At 72.6% G+C, this 20,095-nt stretch carries 16 protein-coding genes; 11 read left to right on the top strand and 5 right to left on the bottom strand.

The window, feature by feature from the left end:
- Nucleotides 1-50: 50 nt before the first annotated feature.
- The 11 genes from ABZ865_RS32775 (at nucleotide 51) to ABZ865_RS32725 (ending at nucleotide 13,943) form a co-directional block, all read left to right on the top strand.
- Nucleotides 51-2,534: a PQQ-dependent sugar dehydrogenase gene (locus ABZ865_RS32775; RefSeq protein ID WP_361238497.1), complete on the top strand. Its 2,484-nt coding sequence runs from the start codon at nucleotides 51-53 to the stop codon at nucleotides 2,532-2,534.
- A gap of 14 nt (nucleotides 2,535-2,548) precedes the next feature.
- Complete coding sequence (locus ABZ865_RS32770) at nucleotides 2,549-3,895, top strand: ThuA domain-containing protein (RefSeq protein WP_361238495.1); 1,347 nt, start codon at nucleotides 2,549-2,551, stop codon at nucleotides 3,893-3,895.
- Nucleotides 3,896-4,022: 127 nt separating this feature from the next.
- A complete protein-coding gene (locus ABZ865_RS32765; protein WP_361238492.1) occupies nucleotides 4,023-5,147 on the top strand; it encodes an inositol-3-phosphate synthase in 1,125 nt (374 codons plus the stop codon).
- A complete protein-coding gene (locus tag ABZ865_RS32760) occupies nucleotides 5,144-5,995 on the top strand; it encodes an SCO3242 family prenyltransferase (protein WP_361238489.1) in 852 nt (283 codons plus the stop codon). Before ABZ865_RS32765 ends, ABZ865_RS32760 begins: the two co-directional genes overlap by 4 nt.
- Before the next feature lie 50 nt (nucleotides 5,996-6,045).
- Complete coding sequence (locus tag ABZ865_RS32755; RefSeq protein WP_361238841.1) at nucleotides 6,046-6,981, top strand: sugar phosphate isomerase/epimerase family protein; 936 nt, start codon at nucleotides 6,046-6,048, stop codon at nucleotides 6,979-6,981.
- Entirely contained in the window at nucleotides 6,978-7,628 is a 651-nt protein-coding gene (locus ABZ865_RS32750; RefSeq protein ID WP_361238486.1) for an EboA domain-containing protein, read from the top strand. The genes ABZ865_RS32755 and ABZ865_RS32750 overlap by 4 nt, the downstream gene beginning before the upstream one ends.
- Complete coding sequence (locus ABZ865_RS32745; RefSeq protein WP_361238483.1) at nucleotides 7,628-8,476, top strand: TatD family hydrolase; 849 nt, start codon at nucleotides 7,628-7,630, stop codon at nucleotides 8,474-8,476. The genes ABZ865_RS32750 and ABZ865_RS32745 overlap by 1 nt, the downstream gene beginning before the upstream one ends.
- Before the next feature lie 3 nt (nucleotides 8,477-8,479).
- Nucleotides 8,480-9,676, top strand: coding sequence for a metabolite traffic protein EboE (gene eboE / locus ABZ865_RS32740; RefSeq protein ID WP_361238480.1), 1,197 nt, complete (start codon nucleotides 8,480-8,482; stop codon nucleotides 9,674-9,676).
- On the top strand, nucleotides 9,673-11,103 hold the full coding sequence (locus ABZ865_RS32735) for a nucleotide pyrophosphatase/phosphodiesterase family protein (RefSeq protein ID WP_361238477.1): 1,431 nt from the start codon (nucleotides 9,673-9,675) through the stop codon (nucleotides 11,101-11,103). The genes eboE and ABZ865_RS32735 overlap by 4 nt, the downstream gene beginning before the upstream one ends.
- Nucleotides 11,087-12,235 (top strand): sugar phosphate isomerase/epimerase family protein, encoded by a 1,149-nt coding sequence (locus ABZ865_RS32730; RefSeq protein WP_361238474.1) that lies wholly within the window; start codon nucleotides 11,087-11,089, stop codon nucleotides 12,233-12,235. The genes ABZ865_RS32735 and ABZ865_RS32730 overlap by 17 nt, the downstream gene beginning before the upstream one ends.
- Before the next feature lie 145 nt (nucleotides 12,236-12,380).
- A complete protein-coding gene (locus ABZ865_RS32725; protein ID WP_361238472.1) occupies nucleotides 12,381-13,943 on the top strand; it encodes a hypothetical protein in 1,563 nt (520 codons plus the stop codon).
- A 398-nt stretch (nucleotides 13,944-14,341) separates the two neighbouring features.
- Here ABZ865_RS32725 and ABZ865_RS32720 read toward each other — a convergent pair whose 3' ends face one another.
- The 5 genes from ABZ865_RS32720 to ABZ865_RS32700 form a co-directional block, all read right to left on the bottom strand.
- A complete protein-coding gene (locus ABZ865_RS32720; protein ID WP_361238470.1) occupies nucleotides 14,342-16,339 on the bottom strand; it encodes a hypothetical protein in 1,998 nt (665 codons plus the stop codon).
- Nucleotides 16,340-16,441: 102 nt separating this feature from the next.
- Nucleotides 16,442-17,299: an alpha/beta hydrolase gene (locus ABZ865_RS32715; protein ID WP_361238468.1), complete on the bottom strand. Its 858-nt coding sequence runs from the start codon at nucleotides 17,297-17,299 to the stop codon at nucleotides 16,442-16,444.
- Nucleotides 17,300-17,380: 81 nt separating this feature from the next.
- Entirely contained in the window at nucleotides 17,381-18,232 is an 852-nt protein-coding gene (locus ABZ865_RS32710) for a DMT family transporter (protein ID WP_361238465.1), read from the bottom strand.
- Between the two features lie 140 nt (nucleotides 18,233-18,372).
- Nucleotides 18,373-19,188 (bottom strand): ABC transporter permease, encoded by an 816-nt coding sequence (locus ABZ865_RS32705; RefSeq protein ID WP_361238462.1) that lies wholly within the window; start codon nucleotides 19,186-19,188, stop codon nucleotides 18,373-18,375.
- Between the two features lie 12 nt (nucleotides 19,189-19,200).
- Nucleotides 19,201-20,094 (bottom strand): ABC transporter permease, encoded by an 894-nt coding sequence (locus tag ABZ865_RS32700; RefSeq protein ID WP_361238459.1) that lies wholly within the window; start codon nucleotides 20,092-20,094, stop codon nucleotides 19,201-19,203.
- Nucleotide 20,095 lies beyond the last annotated feature (1 nt).

Raw genomic sequence — 20,095 nt, 5'->3', positions numbered from 1 at the left:
CCCGGCGTTCGCACCCGCCCGTACAACCAGCCCCATTCTGGAGGCCATTCGTGCACGGGAACGACCGCACCACCCGCTCCGCGACCCACAGACCACGCCTGCGCAGGGCGCTCGCGCTGATCGGCGGCGCACTCCTCGCGGGCGCCTCCCTGACCCTCACCACCCCCCAGGCCGGCGCAGCCGTCACCGACCAGGGTGCCGCGGCGGCCGAGGACTTCCAGCAGGTCACCCTCGCCAAGGGCGCGGCGGAGGTCGGCGAGCCCATGTCGCTCGCCGTCCTCCCGGACCGCTCCGTCCTGCACACCTCCCGCGACGGCACGCTGCGGCTGACCGACGCCGACGGCAACACCAAGATCGCGGGAACGCTCGCCGTCTACAACCACGACGAGGAGGGCCTCCAAGGCATCGGCGTCGACCCGGACTTCAGCGACAACCGGTACATCTACCTCTACTACGCGCCCCCGCTGAACACCCCGGCGGGAGACGCCCCCGAGACCGGCACCGCCGCCGACTTCGCCCCCTTCGACGGCTACAACCGGCTGTCCCGCTTCGTGCTGAAGCAGGACGGCACCCTCGACGCCGCCAGCGAGAAGGAGATCCTCCAGGTCAAGACCTCGCGCGGCATCTGCTGCCACGTCGGCGGGGACATCGACTTCGACGCGGCGGGCAACCTGTACCTGTCGACGGGCGACGACAGCAACCCGTTCCAGTCGGACGGGTACACGCCCATCGACGAGCGCTCCGACCGCAACCCGGCCTTCGACGCCCAGCGCTCGGCCGGCAACACCAACGACCTGCGCGGCAAGATCCTGCGCATCAAGGTGAACACCGACGGCTCCTACTCCATCCCGGACGGCAACCTCTTCGCGCCCGGCACGCCCAAGACCCGGCCCGAGATCTACGCCATGGGCTTCCGCAACCCGTTCCGCTTCAGCGTCGACAAGAAGACCGGCATCGTCTACGTCGGGGACTACGGCCCCGACGCGGGCGCCGCGGACCCGAAGCGCGGGCCCGGCGGTCAGGTGGAGTTCGCCCGGGTCACCGGCCCCGGCAACTTCGGCTGGCCGTACTGCACCGGCAAGAACGACGCCTACGTGGACTACGACTTCGGGACCAAGGCCTCCGGCGCCACCTTCGACTGCAGCGCACCGAAGAACGACTCGCCCAACAACACCGGCCTGACCGACCTGCCCCCGGCACAGCCCGCCTGGATCCCCTACGACGGCGGCTCCGTCCCCGAGTTCGGCACCGGCTCGGAGTCCCCGATGGGCGGACCCGTCTACCACTACGACGCCACGCTCGACTCGCCGGTGAAGTTCCCCGAGTCCTACGACGGCAACTTCTTCGCCGGTGAGTTCGGCCGCCGCTGGATCAAGCGCATCGTCAGCGACGACGCCGGCACCGTCCAGTCGATCAACCCGTTCCCGTGGACCGGCACCCAGATCATGGACATGGCCTTCGGGCCCGACGGCGCCCTGTACGTCCTGGACTACGGCACCAGCTGGTTCGGCGGCGACGACAACTCGGGCCTGTACCGCATCGAGAACGTGACCGGACGCCACTCGCCGGTGGCGCAGGCCACGGCCGACCGGACCTCCGGTCAGGCGCCCATGAAGGTGAGCTTCTCCTCCGCCGGGACGACCGACAAGGACGGCGACGCGCTCACCTACAGCTGGGACTTCGGCGACGGCTCGACGTCGACGGCGGCCAACCCGTCGCACAAGTACCGGACGAACGGCACCTACACGGCCACCCTCACCGTGAAGGACACCACCGACCGCACCGGCACCGCGAGCGTCCAGATCGTCGTCGGCAACACCGCCCCCACGGTCAGCCTCGAACTGCCCCAGGACGGGCAGCTGTTCACCTTCGGTGACGCCGTCCCGTTCAAGGTGAAGGTGACCGACCCCGAGGACGGCAGGGCCACCGACTGCTCCAAGGTCACCGTCAACTTCATCCTCGGCCACGATACCCACGGCCACCCGCTGACCTCCGCCAACGGCTGCTCCGGCACCATCCAGACCACCGCCGACGGCGGCCACGACCAGGACGCCAACATCTTCGGGGTCTTCGACGCGCAGTACACGGACGGCGGAGGCGGCGGGCAGGCCCCGCTCACCACGCACGACCGGCACGTCACCCAGCCCAAGCACCGCCAGGCCGAGCACTTCGGCGACTCCTCCGGCATCACGGTCTACGACAAGGCGACCGCGCACGGCGGCAGGACGGTGGGCGACGTCGACAACGGCGACTGGATCTCCTTCAAGCCGTACGTCCTGAGCAACGCCACCTCGATCACCGCCCGGATCGCCTCCGGCGGCGCGGGCGGCACCCTCGAGGTCCGCGCGGGCTCGCCCACGGGCACCCTGCTCGGCGCGGCCACCGTGCCGGTCACCGGCGGCTGGGAGAACTTCCAGGACGTCAGCGCCGACCTGTCCCGTGCGCCGCGCGGCACCACCACGCTCTACCTGGTCTTCAAGGGAGGCGCCGGCGCCCTGTTCGACGTCGACGACTTCACCTTCACGACGAGCTGACGGGAGGGCACGCCATGCGCTCAACGAGCAGAATCACCACCGGAGTTCTGGGCGCCGCCCTGCTCCTCGGCGGTATGACGGCACCCGCCGTGTCCGCCTCGGCCGACGCCAAGACCGACGCCAAGCGGGTCCTGGTCTTCTCCAAGACCGCCGGTTTCCGGCACGACTCGATCCCCGACGGCATCGCGACGATCAAGCAGCTCGGTGCGGCCAACGGCTTCACGGTCGACGCCACCGAGGACGCCGGTGCCTTCACGGGCGCGAACCTGCGCCGCTACGACGCCGTCGTCTTCATGTCGACGACCGGTGACGTCCTCGACGACACCCAACAGGCGGCGTTCGAGGGGTACATCCGCCACGGCGGAGCCTACGTGGGCGTCCATTCGGCCGCCGACACCGAGTACGACTGGGCGTTCTACGGCGGGCTCGCGGGCGCGTACTTCCAGAACCACCCCGCGATCCAGGCGGCCAGGGTCACCGTGGAGGACCGCGGCAACCCGTCGACCTCGCACCTGGCGGAGACCTGGAACCGCACGGACGAGTGGTACAACTACCGCTCCAACCCGCGCGAACGCGCCCACGTCCTCACCTCCCTGGACGAGACGTCGTACACCGGCGGCACCATGAACGGCGACCACCCCATCGCCTGGTGCCAGAACTACCAGGGCGGCCGCGCCTTCTACACCGGGGGCGGCCACACCAGGGAGTCCTACACCGACCCCGCCTTCCGGCAGCACCTGCTGGGCGGCATCCGCTGGGCCATCGGCGACGCCCAGGCCGACTGCCGCCCCGAGAACGGCTACCGGCCGCTCTTCGACGGCACGGCCGCCTCGCTGGACAACTGGCGGCAGGCGGGCCCGGGCGGCTTCACCCTGTCCGCCGACGGCACACTGACGTCGCAGGGCGGCCTGGGGATGCTCTGGTACACCCCGTCCGACTTCGGCTCGTACTCGCTGAAGCTCGACTGGAAGGTCGCCGGCGACGACAACTCGGGTGTGTTCGTGGGCTTCCCGCCCTCGGACGACCCCTGGTCGGCCGTGAACAACGGCTATGAGGTCCAGATCGACGCCACCGACGTACCCGAGAAGACCACCGGGTCCGTCTACGGTTTCCAGTCCGCCGACCTGAAGAAGCGCGACCGCGCGCTGAACCCGCCGGGGGAGTGGAACACCTACGAGATCCGCGTGGAGGGCGAACGCCTCCGCGTCTGGCTCAACGGCGTGAAGATCAACGACTTCACCAACACCGATCCGGCCCGGAGCCTCACCGACGGACACATCGGCATCCAGAACCACGGAACCGGTGACGACGTGTCCTTCCGCGACATCCGGATCAAGGAACTGCCCGCCAAGGGCGACTGAACGGCGGCGGGCGGGATTCGCCGGACTCCCGCCCGCCGTCCCCCACCCCCCGGCTTCCCCCAATCCGCCTCTTCCCCATTCCTCCCCTTCCCTCCGGGAGTTCGCGCCCGGGACAAGGAGGCTGCCCATGTCCGCGTCCCCCGCCCGCCCCCCGCGCGTCGGGGTCTGGCTGGTCGGAGCCCGGGGCTCCGTCGCCACCACCGTCGTCGCCGGGTGCGCCGCCGTCACCGCGGGCCTGCGCCCGCCGACCGGCCTGGTCACCGAGACGCCCGCCTTCGCCGGCAGCGGCCTGCCCGCCCTGTCCTCCCTCGTCTTCGGCGGCCACGACACCACGGACTGCCCCCTGCCCAAACGCGCCGAACAGCTCGCCGACGGAGGCGTCCTCCCGCCCGGCCTGCCCGCTGCCGTGGCGGCCGAACTCACCACCGCCGACCAGGAGATCAGGACCGGCGGCCCGCTCCCCGGCGACACCCGGGACGAGGAACAGCTGATCGCCGCCTTCGCCGCCGACATCCAGGACTTCGTACGACGGCACGGTCTGGCCCGCGCGGTCGTGGTGAACGTCGCCTCCACCGAACCGGCCCCCACCGGCCCCGTACTCCCGCCCAGCTCGCTCTACGCGGCCGCCGCCCTGCGCGCCGGCTGCCCCTACGTCAACTTCACTCCCTCCACGGGACTGCACCACCCGGCCCTCGCCCCGCTCGCCGCGGCCGGCGGACTGCCGTACGCGGGCCGCGACGGCAAGACCGGCCAGACCCTGCTCCGCTCGGTCCTCGGCCCCATGTTCGCCCAGCGGGCCCTGGACGTCCGCGCCTGGTCCGGCACCAACCTCCTCGGCGGCGGAGACGGCGCCTCACTCGCCGACCCGGCCGCCGCCGCGGCCAAGAACGCCGGCAAGGCACGCGTCCTCACCGACACCCTCGGCACCACCCCCGAGGGCGAGGTCCACATCGACGACGTGCCCGCGCTCGGCGACTGGAAGACCGCCTGGGACCACATCGCCTTCGACGGCTTCCTCGGCACCCGCATGATCCTCCAGACCACCTGGCAGGGCTGCGACTCCGCCCTCGCCGCACCCCTGGTTCTCGACCTGGCCCGCCTCACCGCCCGCGCCCACGAGACCGGCCGCACCGGCCCACTCACCGAACTCGCCTTCTACTTCAAGGATCCGATGGGCGAAGCGCCGTCGGCACTGGGGGACCAGTACACGGAACTGCTCCGGTTCGCGAGGCGGCTGGGGGAGGAGCGGTGAGCCGTCCGCGCGCCTGGGCCGAACTCCTGCGTCTGCCCGCCCTGTTCACCGTCCCCGGGGACGCCCTCGCCGGAGCGGCTGCTGTCTCCGTCCGCCCGGGCCGCCACACCCTGCTCGCCGTCGGCTGTTCGCTGTGCCTGTACGAGGCGGGGATGGCCCTCAACGACTGGGCGGACCGCGCGGAGGACGCCGTCGAGCGCCCGCATCGGCCGATCCCCTCCGGCAGGGTCAGCCCTGCCGCCGCCCTCGCCGCCGCCTGCGCCTTCACGGCCGGCGGACTCGCCCTCGCCGCGCGTGCGGGGCGTTCGGCGCTGGCGGTCGCGGTGCCGCTCGCGGCGACCGTGTGGTCGTACGACCTGGTCCTGAAGCGCACGGCCGCGGGGCCCGCCGCGATGGCCGCCGCCCGTGGTCTCGATCTGCTCCTCGGTGCCGCGGCCGCCGGCGGCCGCGTTCGCCCGGCCCTACGCCCGGCGGCGCTGCTCGGCAGCCACACCCTCGCGGTCACCGCCGTCTCCCGGCAGGAGACCCGCGACGGATCCCCGCTCGCCCCGCTCGCGGCACTGACCGCCACGGCCGCCCTGACCCGGCTGCTGCCGGGCCGCACGGCCGGCTTCCTGCCCACCGCCCTCGCCCTCACCTACGCCACGACCACGACCCGCCCCTATGCCCATGCCGCTCTCAACCCCTCACCCCCACTGACCCAACGCGCCGTCGGCGCCGGCATCGGCGCCACGATCCCCCTGCAGGCAGCACTCGCCGCCCGCTCCGGGGCCACCCGCACCGCGCTCGGCACGGTCGCCCTCACCGCGCTCGCCCGGCGGTTCGCGAGGCGGGTGAGCATCACATGACCGCCCCGCGTCACATGACCGCCCCGCGTCACATGACCGCCGAGCGTCACATGGCCGCCCCCGAGCCCGCCCTCCGCTTCGGCTACGGCACCAACGGTCTCGCCGACCTGCGCCTCGACGACGCCCTCGGCCTGCTCGCCGACCTCGGCTACGACGGCGTCGGTCTGACCTTCGACCACATGCACCTCGACCCGCTCGCCGCCGACCTCGCCGCCCGCACCCGGCGGGTCGCCCGTCGGCTGGACGCGCTCGGGCTCGGCGTCACGGTGGAGACCGGCGCCCGTTACGTGCTCGACCCGCGCCGCAAGCACGGGCCGTCGCTGCTCGACCCGGACCCGGAGGCCCGCGCCCGCCGCGTGGACCTGCTGCTGCGGGCGGTGCGGGTGGGCGTCGACCTCGGCGCTCACGCGGTGCACTGCTTCAGCGGGGCCGTCCCGGCGGGCGCGGACCCGGCCACGGCCTGGCCCCGGCTCGCCGAGGCCCTCGCGCCGGTCCTGGAGGCCGCCACCGACGCAGGTCTCCCCCTCGCGATCGAGCCCGAACCCGGTCATCTCCTGGCCACCCTCGCCGACTTCCACCATCTGCGCCGCCTCCTCGGCGACCCGCCCGCCCTGGGGCTCACCCTCGACATCGGCCACTGCCAGTGCCTCGAACCGCTCCCGCCCGCCGACTGCGTGCGCGCCGCCGCGCCCTGGCTGCGGCACGTCCAGATCGAGGACATGCGGCGTGGCGTCCACGACCATCTGCCGTTCGGGGACGGCGAGATCGACTTCCCGCCCGTCCTCGCGGCCCTCGCCGCGACCGGCTACCGCGGCCTGACCGTCGTCGAACTGCCCCGCCACTCGCACGCCGGCCCCCAGCACGCCGAGACCTCCCTGCCGTTCCTCCGCCGCGCGGCCACCGGAAGCCGGGGGACCGGAACGCCGGCCGCCGGAGCCCCGGCCACCGGCATCCCCGCCGTCGTGTCAGAAGGGAGCACTCCATGACGCACCCCGTGACGCACCCGCCCGTCGCCGAGACCGCTCCGGACGCCCTGCGCGAGCACCTGGACGCCCACCTCGGCGCGGCCGCCCGCGCCTGGTTCCACCAGGCCCTGGACGAGGCCGCCGCCCACCCCGGCGGGCACGGGCCGATCTCCGTGTGGGAGCTGCGCCTGGCCGAGGCCGGCCGCCGCTGCGGCAGCGGGCACGCCGACGCCGCCCGCGTCGTCATCCTGCACGCGGCCCGCGCCGACACGGCCGCCCTCACCCGCGTCTACCAGCAGGGCACGGCCGCCGAACGCCGCGCCGTCCTGCACGCCCTGCCCCACCTCGTCCCCGGCCCCGACGCGATCCCCCTGGTCGAGGACGCCCTGCGCACCAACGACACCCGCCTGATCACCGCCGGCCTCGGCCCCTACGCCGCCCGCCACCTCGACGCCCACGCCTGGCGGCACGCCGTACTGAAGTGCCTGTTCACCGGCGTGCCCGTCGACACGGTCGCCGGCCTCGAAGAGCGGGCGCACGGCGATGCCGAACTCGCCCGCATGCTCGCCGACTTCGCCGCCGAACGCACCGCCGCCGGCCGGCCCGTGCCCAGCGGACTGCACCGCGTCCTGGCCCTGGCCACCACGCAGCCCAGCGAGGAGTCCTGATGCGCCTGTTCGACCCCCACATCCACATGACCTCCCGCACCACCGACGACTACGAGGCCATGCGCGCCGCCGACATCCGTGCCGTCGTGGAGCCGTCGTTCTGGCTCGGCCAGCCCCGCACCTCGCCCGCCTCCTTCCTGGACTACTTCGACTCCCTCCTCGGCTGGGAACCCTTCCGCGCCGCCCAGCACGGCATCGCCCACCACTGCACGCTCGCCCTCAACCCCAAGGAGGCGAACGACCCCCGCTGCCTGCCGGTCCTGGACGAACTGCCCCGCTACCTGATCAAGGACCAGGTCGTCGCCGTGGGCGAGATCGGCTACGACTCCATGACCCCGGCCGAGGACACGGCACTCGCCGCGCAGCTCCAGCTCGCCGCCGACCACGGCCTGCCCGCCCTCGTGCACACCCCGCACCGCGACAAGCTCGCCGGTCTGCGCCGCACCCTGGACGTCGTCCGCGAGTCCGCACTGCCTGTGGAGCGGGTCCTGGTGGACCACCTCAACGAGACGACCGTGAAGGAGGCCAAGGCCAGCGGCTGCTGGCTGGGCTTCTCCGTCTACCCCGACACCAAGATGGACGAGCGCCGGATGGTGGAGATCCTGCGCGCCTACGGTCCCGAGCGGGTGCTGGTGAACTCCGCCGCCGACTGGGGCCGCAGCGACCCGCTGAAGACCCGCCGGGTGGCCGACCTGATGCTGACGGAGGGCTTCACCGAGGACGACGTCGACCGGGTGCTGTGGCGCAACCCGGTCGCCTTCTACGGGCTCAGCGGCCGCCTGGACCTGGAGGTCGCCCCGCCCGGTGCCACGCACGAGGGCAACTCCCTGCTGCGCGGCGGGGAGTGAGCGATGCGCTTCCGCCACCGAGACGGTACGACCGTCCACCTCGCCTACTGCACCAACGTCCACCCCGCCGAGTCCCTCGACGGCGTCCTCGCCCAGCTGGGCGGCCACTGCGAACCGGTGCGCCGCCTGCTCGGCCGCGACCGTCTCGGCATCGGCCTGTGGCTCGCCCGCGACGCCGCCCGCACCCTGGACACCGACCCCGTCGCGCTGCGCGGACTGCGCCGCGAACTGGACCGGCGCGGCCTGGAGGTCGTCACCCTCAACGGCTTCCCGTACGAGGGATTCGGCGCCGACGAGGTCAAGTACCGCGTGTACCGGCCCGACTGGGCCGACCCGGAGCGCCTGGAGTACACCACCGCCCTGGCCCGGATCCTGGCCGCGCTGCTGCCCGACGACGTCACCGAGGGCAGCGTCTCCACCCTGCCGCTCGGCTGGCGCACCGCCTGGAGCGCCGAGCGCGCCCGCGCCGGGCACCAGGCCCTGCTGACCCTCGCCGAGCGCCTCGACGCACTGGCGGAGCTGACCGGCCGCTCGATCCGGGTCGGCCTGGAGCCGGAACCCGGCTGCACGGTGGAGACCACCACCGACGCCCTCGCCCCGCTCACCGACCTCGGCCATCCGCGCATCGGCGTCTGCGTGGACACGTGCCACCTCGCCACGTCCTTCGAGGAGCCCGAGGCCGCCCTGGACGCGCTGGCCGAGGCCCGGATCCCGGTCGTCAAGTCCCAGCTGTCCGCCGCCCTGCACGCCGAACACCCCGGCCGGCCGGAGGTCCGAGCGGCCCTCGCCGCCTTCGCCGAACCCCGCTTCCTGCACCAGACCCGCACACTCACCCCGACCGGCCTGCACGGCACCGACGACCTCCCCGCGGCCCTCTCCGGGGACGCCGTACCCGAGGCCCCGGAACGGGCGACCCTCCCCACCTCCGCACCCTGGCGCGCCCACTTCCACGTCCCGCTGCACGCGACCCCCGCCGCGCCGCTCACCTCCACGCTCCCGGTGCTGCGCCGCGCCCTGGCCCGGCTCGTCGGCGGTCCGAGTCCGCTCACCCGCCACCTGGAGGTCGAGACCTACACCTGGCAGGCGCTGCCGCCCGCGCTGCGGCCGCGGGGCCGCGACCGGCTCAGCGAAGGAATCGCCGCCGAACTCGCCCTCGCCCGCGACCTGTTGACCGACCTCGGCCTGAAGGAGCTGCCATGACCGGTCCCGTCGGACCCACCCCGCTCCTCGTCCTCGACGTGGTCGGCCTCACCCCACGGCTCCTGGACCACATGCCCCACCTCACGTCCCTGGCCGCATCCGGTTCCCTGGCCCACCTGGGCACGGTCCTGCCCGCCGTCACCTGCGCCGCCCAGTCCACCTTCCTGACCGGCACGCTGCCCGCCGAGCACGGCATCGTCGGCAACGGCTGGTACTTCCGCGAACTCGGAGACGTCCTGCTGTGGCGCCAGCACAACGGCCTGGTCGCCGGCGACAAGCTGTGGGACGCGGCCCGCCGCGCCCATCCCGGCTACACGGTCGCCAACATCTGCTGGTGGTACGCCATGGGCGCCGACACGGACATCACCGTCACCCCGCGCCCCGTCTACTACGCCGACGGCCGCAAGGAACCCGACTGCTACACCCGGCCGCCCGCCCTGCACGACGAACTCACCGAGAAGTTCGGCACGTTCCCGCTCTTCCGCTTCTGGGGTCCGGGCGCCGACCTGGTCTCCAGCCGGTGGATCATCGACGCCACCCGCCACATCCTCCACACCCGCCGACCCGACCTGACGCTCTGCTATCTCCCGCACCTCGACTACGACCTGCAGCGGTACGGCCCCGACGACCCGCGCTCCCTGAAGGCGGCCGCCGACCTCGACGCGGCGCTGGCCCCGCTGCTGGACGACGCCCGGGCCCAGGGCCGTACGGTCGTCGCCCTGTCCGAGTACGGCATCACCCGGGTGAGCCGACCCGTCGACATCAACCGCGCCTTGCGCCGCGCCGGCCTGCTGGAGGTGCACACGCAGGACGGCATGGAGTACCTCGACCCGATGGCGTCGCGTGCCTTCGCCGTCGCCGACCACCAGATCGCCCACGTCTACGTCCGCCGTCCCGAGGACCTCGCCGCCACCCGCGCCGCCCTCGACGGACTGCCCGGCATCGAGCAACTCCTGGACGACGCGGGCAAGAAGGCGCATCACCTGGACCACCCGCGCTCCGGCGAACTCGTCGCGGTCGCGGAGGCCGACGCCTGGTTCACGTACTACTACTGGCTGGACGACGCCCGCGCCCCCGACTTCGCGCGCCTGGTCGAGATCCACCGCAAGCCCGGCTACGACCCGGTCGAGCTGTTCATGGATCCGCTCGACCCCTATGTGAAGGTCAAGGCCGCCACCGCGCTGGCCCGCAAGAAGCTCGGGCTGCGCTACCGCATGGCGGTCGTCCCCCTCGACCCCACCCCGATCCGCGGCAGCCACGGCCGCCTGCCCACGAGCGACGACGACGGTCCGCTCCTGCTGTGCTCCACCCCCCGCGCCGTCGGCGACCGCATCGCGGCCACCGACGTGAAGTCACTCCTGCTCGACCTCGCCGGTCTCGGCACCGACACCCGTACGAAGGAAGGCACCCGTGAATCACACGCATGACACCGACGACCAGCTGCGCCGCAGCCTCGGCATCGGCCGCCGCCGCTTCCTGAGCACCTGCACGGCCGTCGCGGCCGGCGCGATCGCCGCGCCCGTCCTCGGCGCCGGCCCCGTCCACGCCGCCGCGCAGCCGGCGGCGGCCGACGGCACCGGCACGGGCCAGGCGCTCGTGCCCGCGGACAAGCGCGGCATCATCCTCTACACGGTCCGCGACGCCACCGGCCGCGACCCGCTGTCCACCACCCTGCCCTCCGGCTTCCGCGCCGTCTTCGAGCAGCTCGCCCGCTTCGGCTACCGCCAGGTCGAGTTCGCCGGCTACGGCCAGCACCCGAACGCACCCGGCGGCGCCAGCCTGGAGTCCGTCGAGGGCGCCAGGCTGCTGCGCCGCTGGCTGGACGACAACGGGCTGCGCGCCCAGGGCAACCACGGCTTCATTCCCGGCTCCTGGCCGCTGACCAGCACCGACCTGGACACCTTCAAGAAGCACCTGGAGATCGCGAACATCCTCGGCATGGCCCACATGGGCACCGGCGGCGACCCCACCAGCAGCTCGTACAAGGCCGACTGGGACGTGGCCGCCGACAAGTGGCACGCGCTCGGCGAGATCGCCCGCGGCGCCGGCCTCAAGCTCTACACCCACAACCACGACGCGGCCTACGGATTCCTCCTGGACGGCGGCCCCCTGGACGCCCAGGGTCGCCCGACCCGCAGCTCCGGCATCCGCAAGCTGGAGTACTTCCTGTCCGTCACCGACCCGAAGCTGATCTGGCTGGAGATGGACATCTTCTGGGCCCACGTCGCCCAGTACAAGTTCCGCACCTACACCGCCCACGACGGCTCCACGCAGACCAACGTCTTCGACCCCGCCGGCCTGGTGACCCGGCACAACCTGCGCTACCCGCTGTTCCACGCCAAGGACGGCGTCGTCAACAACACCAACGGAATGGGCTACGACATGGTCCCGTTCGGCACCGGCGTCATCGACTACCGCACGTTCTTCTCCCGCGTGGGCCACCGCAACTACCACAACCCGATGGTCGAGCAGGACAACGCCCCGAGCGCCACCAACCCCGCCCAGTCCCTCGAACACGCGGCGATCGGCTACCGCAACCTGGCCGACCTGCGCCGCTAGCGCGGACACCGAGAGCGGGCCTCCCCGAGCCGTGCGGGGAGGCCCCGTCCGTCACCGGCGCGAACCCCCTCTGTCGGGGCCGCGCCCCCGGCCTTACACTGCCGATCCGCAGTATTTCGGGGGTAGTTGACGGGGGGAGCCCATCATGTCCGGAAATCCGTACGGTCCCGCTCAGGGCTTCCCGGTACCGCCGATGCCCTCGGCCCCGCCGCCCGCGCCGCCGGACGGCCTGCGGGCGGCCGCCGTCGCCGTGCTCAACCTGAGCGGACTCGGCCTCGGATACGCGCTGCTGCGCAGATGGGTCCTGACGGCCGCCTGCTGGGCGGCGACCGTCGTCCTGCTCCTCGTCGCCCTGCCCGCCGACGCCGACGGCGTCCCGGGGGCCGCGCTGGCCGTCTACGCCCTGTTCGTGCTGCTGGCCGCCGTCCACGGCGCGATCACCGGACTGCGCACCCGGCTCTCCTGGCCGGGCAGAGCGCCCCTCGCCCTCCTGCTGGGTGTGGTGCTGCTGGCCGTACCCGCGGGAGGCGTGGTGTGGTACGACGACGCGCACGAGGAGGCCGTGCAGCAGGCGCTCCTCGATCGCCTCGACAAGGCCGACCAACTGGTGGCGAAGGCCGGCCGGCACCGGTTCGCGAGCGCCCAGGACGACTACCGCACGGCCCTGGAGACCTACCGGGAACTCGCCGTCGACCACACCGGCTCCCGCGCCGCCGACCAGGTGCCCGACCGCATGCGGACCTACTACAGCACCGTCGGCGCGGCCTACGGCCACAAGGAGTACTGCGACGCCATCGAGCCGCTGAAGTTCCTGCGCACGGTGCCCCGCACCATGCCGAAGAAGCACCTCGGTTCGCTGACGCGTTGGCCCGACGACCGGCTCGCGACCTCGCTGTACGAGTGCGGCTCGGCCGGTCTGTCGGGTGGTGAGGCGGACTGGGTCACGCGCTTCGGCGACCTGCTGAACACCTTCCCGCAGTCCGAGTCCGCGGCCAAGGTCGCCCCCGCCGTGGACGCGGCGGTGAAGAAGGCCGAGAAGGGCGTCAACGGCGGGCAGCCGTGCACCGCTGTCCAGCAGTTGCGTGATCTCGACACCCGGATAACCGACCTGTCGGGGTCGGCCGCGAGCGCCGGGGACGACCTCGTGAAGTCCGCCGACCGGGCCGGCCGGAGCGGCGACGCGGGGGAGTACGCCTGCGGCGTCGACCAGTACAAGGACGGCGACTTCGACGCGGCCCAGAAGACCATGGAGCAGTACGTCTCCGACAACAGGAACGGGAAGAACCGGGATCGCGCCAAGAAGATCGCCATCGGCGCCGAGGTGGCCCAGACCCTCCCGGCCGCCGGCAAGAAGCTGCCCACCACCGCCTCCGGCGGCAGCATCTCCGTCACGGTCAAGAACGACAGCCCCGACGACGTGACCGTGCTCTACACCGGCCCGGTCACCGGCAGCTTCACCCTCAAGGGCTGCGGCAGCTGCAAGGCGTACTCGTTCGCCGAAACCCTCAGGATCGGCTTCAAACCCTGCAGCAGCGGCAGGAACTACCCCCAGCGGACGCTCAGTCTCCCCGTCGGCACCACCTACTTCGTGCACAAGCCGCACCGCGGCAGCTCCGCCACGCCCGCCTCGGACACCGCCAAACTGCGGTCCGGCTACATCTACACGGAGTGCGCCTACACGACACGGACACTCGGCTCCAGCTACTGAGCGGCCCACCGCTCGCCGTGCGGTTCGAGCGGCCGGCGTGGGCCGAGGTCGCCGCTCAACTCGGCCTGCCGGCCTCCGAGGTGGAGCCGGTCCTCCAAGCCCTGCTGGACAAACAGTGCATAAGCCGCACGTCTGGGTATTACGTACCCACGCCGTCGGACGGCCAGGCGGAGCTGGAGCGCGCGCGGGCGGCCGTTGCCCAGCTGGCCGAGGAGTACCGCAGCAGCGCGCTGCTGCGCGATTCCGCGCAGCTGGTCGAGGTGCTGACGGGCGCGGAGGCGATCCGGCAGCAGGCGCTGCGTCTCCAGCGCGAAGCCCGGGACGAGACGGCTGGCTGGACGACGATGCCGGGGGCCTTGCCTACGACGACGACGGCAGACCCCCGGCACCTGCCCTGGTTACCGGCTGAGGCCGTTCAGGGCGATCCGGAACACACCGCTGCCGCCGGTGCCCGCGAACAGCCACTGGCCGTCGGGCGAGACCAGGATCGAGCGCACGTCGTGGTCGGGCAGGTCGGTGGTGACGTCGGTGAAGTGGGCGCCGCCGTCCACGCTGCGGACCACTCCCTGACCAGGGGCGCCCATCACGTCGTTGGATGCGGCGAACACCGTTCCGTCCGGGGCGAAGACCACGTCGTCGTAGGTCGCCGCCGGGTATCCGTCGGCGTCACTGAACGAGGCACCGCCGTCATGGCTGACCTTGAGCATGTTCTCGCCCGCGACCACGATGTGATCGGGGTCCCGGGGGTCGACGGCGACCCGCTCGACAGCCCCGCTGAGCACCTGGTCCGCGGTCGCGCCGGAGTCCTTGCTCAGGTAGAGCCCGGAGATGTCGCCGATCCACAGCGAACCGTCGGCGCGGGGATCGACGGCGACGGAGCGGACGCCCCGCAACCCCGGAATGAAGTTCTTCTGCAGGGTCCGGCCGCCGTCCGTACTGGTGTACAGACCGCTGGACAGGCCGTAGGCCCCGACGTAGAGGTGCGACGGGTCGCGGGGGTCGACGGCGATGGAGCGGGTCGCCCCGTCCACGAAGGCCGAGTTCAACGGCTGCCAGGTGGCACCGCCGTCGCTGGACCGCTCGAGTGCGATGCAGGCGTCCGGGCACAGGGCCATGCGCGCTCTGATCAGTCCCTTGCCGGGCACGACGGCCAGTGCGCCGATCGAGTTGCCCAGCGTGTCGGGCGACCGCCCGTTCCAGCCCCAGTTCTGGTAGCCGACGGGAAGTGCCTCGGAGAGCACGGTCCGCGAACTGTAGCTGTCCGCGGAGGTACCCGCTATGAGCGCGTGACCCGACACCGCGAGGGCGTCGACCTCGGCGGCGGGCACGCCGATGCGCTGGAAGCGGACCGAGTCGTGCGTGCTGAAGGTTCCCGCGGGTCCCGTGACCACCTGCTCGTTCGGACGGTCCGGGAAACTGCCGAGGTCCGCGTACAGGTCGACCGCCGGCACGGCCTTCGGCCGGGGAGCCCAGGTGCGGCCGCGGTCGGAGCTGACCCACAGGTTCTTGCGCGCGGTGGTGGCGTCCATGGCCGGCTGGAGCGTCTCCACCTGGATCTCACCGTTCGCGGACAGCGCGCTGAAGACCACCCAGTCCGTGCCCCAGGGGCCCGAGAGCGTGCGCCAGCTGCTGCCGTTGTCCGTGGAGACGACCGCGCTGCCGTCAGGGCTCTGATCGGCCACCACGACCCCGTCGCGGGCGGACAGATGCTGCACGTACACGCTTCCCGGAAGCGAGAGCTCCCTGGCCTCCTGAGGCTGCGTCAGCGCGTCCGCGATCACGTAGAGCGAAGAGGTCGTGCCGACGAACAGACGGTCGCCGCTGAGCGCGAGCCGTTGCACATTGCCCGGCGAGCCGGGGAGCAGCGTCCAGTTCGTGCCGTGGTCCTGGCTCTCCCACACGCCCTCCGTTCCGGCGGCGAAGAGCTGGCGCCCCGTGGGGGAGACCACCACGTCGGTGATGTCCGTCGGGCTGTTCAGGACCGTCTGGAAGGTCTTGGCGCCGTCCTCGCTGCGCAGCACCGAACCCAGACCGGTGCCCGGGGCGGTGGCCGCCACCCACACCATGTCGGCGTTGCGGGGATCCGCCGCCAGACGGCGGCCACTGGCATTGCGCGGTCCCAGCCAGCCCGGCGCGCCCCACGTGGCGCCGCGGTCGTCACTGCGGTAGACGCTGTTCCCCGCGTTCGGCAGCACGTACAGCCGGGAAGGCGCGGCCGGCGTGAACGCGAGATGGCCACCGCTGTTGTCGGGGCCCATGGACTGCCAGTCCGCTGTCACCGAGGTCTCCGCGGTGGCCGCCATGCTCGGGTTCGCGGCGGTGGACACGGCGGCGGCCGCGAGGACCGTGCTGAAACTCGTGGCGAGCAATGCTCGTACGAGGGGTTTCGAGTTCATGGAAGCAGCGTTGACCAGCGCTTTGCCGGATGTCACTGCCTGGCGCTGGCCGAAACGCGACACGTCGCATTTTCGTCAACCGGGTCCCGCCCACGCCGGACGTCATCCCTTCGCGTGTCGCACCAGCCATTCCAGCGCGTCCGCCGCGCCGTTCAGGACGGAGATGTGCCCGTCGCCCGGGCTGAGCCGGAACTCCGCGCCGGGACAGCGGCTCGCCAGCCAGGCGCCGTGGCCGCTGGGCACCACCCGGTCCTGGCCACCGTGGAGGAGGAGCAGCGGGGCGGCGATCGCGCCCGGATCGCAGCCCCACGGGCCGACATAGGCGAGGTCGTCGTCGATCAGCCCGCCCGGGTCCGCGGCGACGGCCGGCCCGACGACCTCCTCGAACCATGACCAGGGACCGGCCAGGGCCGCGTGGTCGGCCGGCGTGAACATCTCGGGGTCGTAGCCGGCCTGTGCCTCGTACCGCTCCTTGGCCGCACGGCCCGCCACGGCCGCGGCCAGCGACTCCCGGCAGGGGGCGGCCATGCCCGCGAACCAGTCGAGCCCCTCGGCGCCGAACGGCGCCGGCCCCGACACGGCGAGGGCCCCGAGCACGCGTTCCGGCAGCAGCGCGGCACAGGCCAGGGCGTGCGCCGCGCCACCCGAGTGACCCATCACCGAGAAGCGGTCGATGCCGAGGGCGTCGGCGACGGCGGCGCCGTCGACCGCTGCCGACGCCAGGTCCCGGCCGGCGACCGGGGTCGACCCGCCGTACCCGGGACGGTCGTACGACACCCAGCGGATCCCGAGCCGGTCGGCGGCCGGGAACAGGGGCCGGGGCGGCAAGCCCAGATTGGGCGTGCCGTGATGCCAGAGCACGACCGGCCGGCCGGGGTCACCGGGACCGGAGTCGTACACGTGCAGCCGCCGGCCGTCCGGCAACTCCAGGTCGTTCTCGGTCACATGGGTGGTCGGCATGCGGGGAATCCTTCCGTGGGCACCGAGGGGCTGCCGCGGACCGGGGCAACCCGGGGTACCGACCGGCGACAGCCACGGAACTCATCGCCGTTCGACGATGTTCTGCACGGCCCGGCTCAGGATCAGCACGCCCACGACGATCAGTACCGCCCCGCACGCCTCGGGCAGCAGCCACCAGCCCGTGCGGACCTGTTCCCCGAACAGGGTGATGCCGAGCGTCAGGCTCACCACCGCGTCGCCGATGGTCAGCGCGGGCTGTGCCGCGGCCAGCGGGCCGGCCTGGAGCGCGTTCTCCAGCAGGAGCACGGCGCCGATGCCGGCCAGCGCGAAGCCGTACGTCTGCCAGGACCGCAGGAACGCAAGGAAGCCGTGGTCGGCGAAGGTTCCGGTGGCCGACTTCAGCATCGCGGCGGTGAGGGCGTTGGCGATCGCGGAGCCGGTCGCGAGCAGGGCGGCGCGGCGGGCGGGGGAGTGCCCCTGCCCGGCGAGGAGGACGGCCGCGGCGATCGCCCCGAGACACAGGACGAGCGCCGGGATCCAGCGCGCCAGGGAGGCCTGGTCCCTGGCCCCGTAGGGGGCGGCCGCGACGAGCAGGACGGCCAGGCCCGCCACCACGGCCGCGACACCCCACCAGCCGTAGCCGGGCATACGCCGGTGCATGATCGGGCCCGCGACCAGCAGGGCGAAGGGCAGTTCGAGGATGAAGAGCGGCTGGACCAGCGCGAGCGGCCCGTTGACCAGGGCCAGGCTCTGGAACAGCGCGGCGCCGGTCACCCCGGCCATGCCCAGCACCCAGGCGGGCCGGCGCACCAGCTCCGCCAGCAGCCGGATGCCGCCGCGACTGCTGGCGGAGGCCGCCTTGCGCTGGAACGCCGTCCCCACGGCGTTGCTCGCCGCACCCGCGACGGCGAACGCCGCCGCCAGTTCGATCACGACCCTCTCCCGCCTCCGGGCACCCCTTCCGCAGGAGCATCGGGCACCCTCGGCCTACGCGGGCCCCCGCCATCCCGCCGCCGGGCGGCACCTCACCCGAATGCCTCCGCGCATCCGGCTCGCCCCACACCCTGCTCGACTCACACCCTGCTCGACGTCGCCGTGTCGCCGGACAGCCGCTGGGCGGCGTAGATCGGGATCACCGACAGCAGGACCAGCACGGCGGCGACCACGTTCACCACGGGAGCCTGCTGGGGGCGGGTCATGTTGCCGAAGATCCAGATGGGAAGGGTCTCGATGCCGGGGCCCGCGGTGAAGGTCGTCACGACGATCTCGTCGAAGGACAGAGCGAAGGCGAGCAGCGCCCCGGCCAGCAGCGCGGAGCGGACCAGCGGGAAGGTGACGTCGGCGAAGGCGCGCAACGGGGTCGCGCCGAGGTCCATCGCGGCCTCCTCGTACGTCGCGGACGTACGGCGCAGCCGGGCCACCACGTTGTTGAACACCACGACGATGCAGAAGGTGGCGTGGCCGACGATCACGGTGAACAGTCCGAGCCCCACGCCCAGCGGCGCCAGCACCGTGCTGAACGCGGAGTTGAGGGCGATGCCCGTGACGATGCCGGGCAGCGCGATCGGCAGCACCACGATGAAGGAGACCGTGTCCCGGCCGAAGAACCGGTACCGGGCGACGGCGAACGCGATGAGCGTGCCGAGCACCAGCGCGATCGCGGTCGCGCCCAGGCCCGCCTTCACGGACACCCACAGGGCGTCGCGCGCACCGGAGTTGTCGGCGGCCACCGACCACCAGTGCAGGGTCAGCCCGGGCGGCGGCCAGCTCGCGCTGCGGTCCGGGTTCAGGGAGTTGACGAGGACGAGCAGCAGCGGCACATAGATCACCGCGAAGCCGAGCAGGGCGCCGGCGCGCAGGGCGACGCGCGCGGTGCGGCTGAGATGCATGGCGCTCTCCTCCTACAGGCTGCTCAGGGCGCCCGTGCGACGGATCGCCAGCAGGTACAGGACGATCACGACCACGGGGACGGTGCCGAGAGCGGCCGCCATGGGCAGGTTGAGTTCGATGTTGGAGTACACGAGGTTGCCGATGAGCTGGGTCTTGCCGCCGACGATCTGCACGGTGATGTAGTCGCCGAGGCTGAGCGAGAAGGTGAAGACGGAGCCGGCGGCGACGGACGGCAGCACCAGGGGCAGCACCACCGACCGGAACGTCCGGCCCGCCCGCGCACCGAGGTCCGCGGACGCGTCGAGCAGGTTGTCCGGCAGCTGTTCGAGGGCCGTGTGGATCGGCAGGATCATGTACGGCAGCCACAGGTACGTCAGCGTGAGCACGGTGGCGGGCAGGCCGAAGCCGGGTCCGCTCAGGCCGAACGGCGCGAGCATCCAGTCGGCGAGGCCGCCCTCGGAGAGGATGAGCCGCCAGGCGTACACCTTGACCAGGTAGCTTGCCCACAGCGGTGTCAGGATCGCCACCACGAGCAGCGGACGCCACCGCGGCCGGGCCACCCGCGCGGTGTAGAAGGCCACCGGGAAGGCGATCACGGCGCACAGTACGGTCACCGCGAGCGCCACGCCGATGCTGCGCAGCACCACCTGCCGGAACACCGGCGTCGTCAGCAGCTCGTGGAAGTTGTCCGTCGACCAGACTTTCACCACCTGGGAGGTGAAGGAGTTCGTCGTCCAGAACGCGGAGACGAACAGCACCGTCAGCGAGCCGAGATAGAGGACCGTCAGCCACAGCAGCGGAGCCGTGAGCAGCAGGGTCAGCCGCAGTCGGGGCCTGCGGTGCAGGGCCCCGGCGAGCCGCCGGACGGTTCCCCGTCCGGCGGCGGCCGTCACATCGGTCGTCACG

The sequence above is a fragment of the Streptomyces sp. NPDC047085 genome, assembly GCF_040643735.1.
Lineage (GTDB): Bacteria > Actinomycetota > Actinomycetes > Streptomycetales > Streptomycetaceae > Streptomyces.
Note: the sequence above shows the minus strand (reverse complement) of the source record. Positions and strands in the feature narration are given on the sequence as shown.

What these genes read in the sequence shown, in the direction of transcription:
- ABZ865_RS32770 (WP_361238495.1), top strand. Translation starts at nt 2,549, where the DNA reads ATGCGCTCAACGAGCAGAATCACCACCGGAGTTCTGGGCGCCGCCCTG.
- ABZ865_RS32765 (WP_361238492.1), top strand. Translation starts at nt 4,023, where the DNA reads ATGTCCGCGTCCCCCGCCCGCCCCCCGCGCGTCGGGGTCTGGCTGGTC.
- ABZ865_RS32755 (WP_361238841.1), top strand. Translation starts at nt 6,046, where the DNA reads ATGGCCGCCCCCGAGCCCGCCCTCCGCTTCGGCTACGGCACCAACGGT.
- ABZ865_RS32750 (WP_361238486.1), top strand. Translation starts at nt 6,978, where the DNA reads ATGACGCACCCCGTGACGCACCCGCCCGTCGCCGAGACCGCTCCGGAC.
- ABZ865_RS32745 (WP_361238483.1), top strand. Translation starts at nt 7,628, where the DNA reads ATGCGCCTGTTCGACCCCCACATCCACATGACCTCCCGCACCACCGAC.
- eboE (WP_361238480.1), top strand. Translation starts at nt 8,480, where the DNA reads ATGCGCTTCCGCCACCGAGACGGTACGACCGTCCACCTCGCCTACTGC.
- ABZ865_RS32735 (WP_361238477.1), top strand. Translation starts at nt 9,673, where the DNA reads ATGACCGGTCCCGTCGGACCCACCCCGCTCCTCGTCCTCGACGTGGTC.
- ABZ865_RS32725 (WP_361238472.1), top strand. Translation starts at nt 12,381, where the DNA reads ATGTCCGGAAATCCGTACGGTCCCGCTCAGGGCTTCCCGGTACCGCCG.
- ABZ865_RS32720 (WP_361238470.1), bottom strand. Translation starts at nt 16,339, where the DNA reads ATGAACTCGAAACCCCTCGTACGAGCATTGCTCGCCACGAGTTTCAGC.
- ABZ865_RS32715 (WP_361238468.1), bottom strand. Translation starts at nt 17,299, where the DNA reads ATGCCGACCACCCATGTGACCGAGAACGACCTGGAGTTGCCGGACGGC.
- ABZ865_RS32705 (WP_361238462.1), bottom strand. Translation starts at nt 19,188, where the DNA reads ATGCATCTCAGCCGCACCGCGCGCGTCGCCCTGCGCGCCGGCGCCCTG.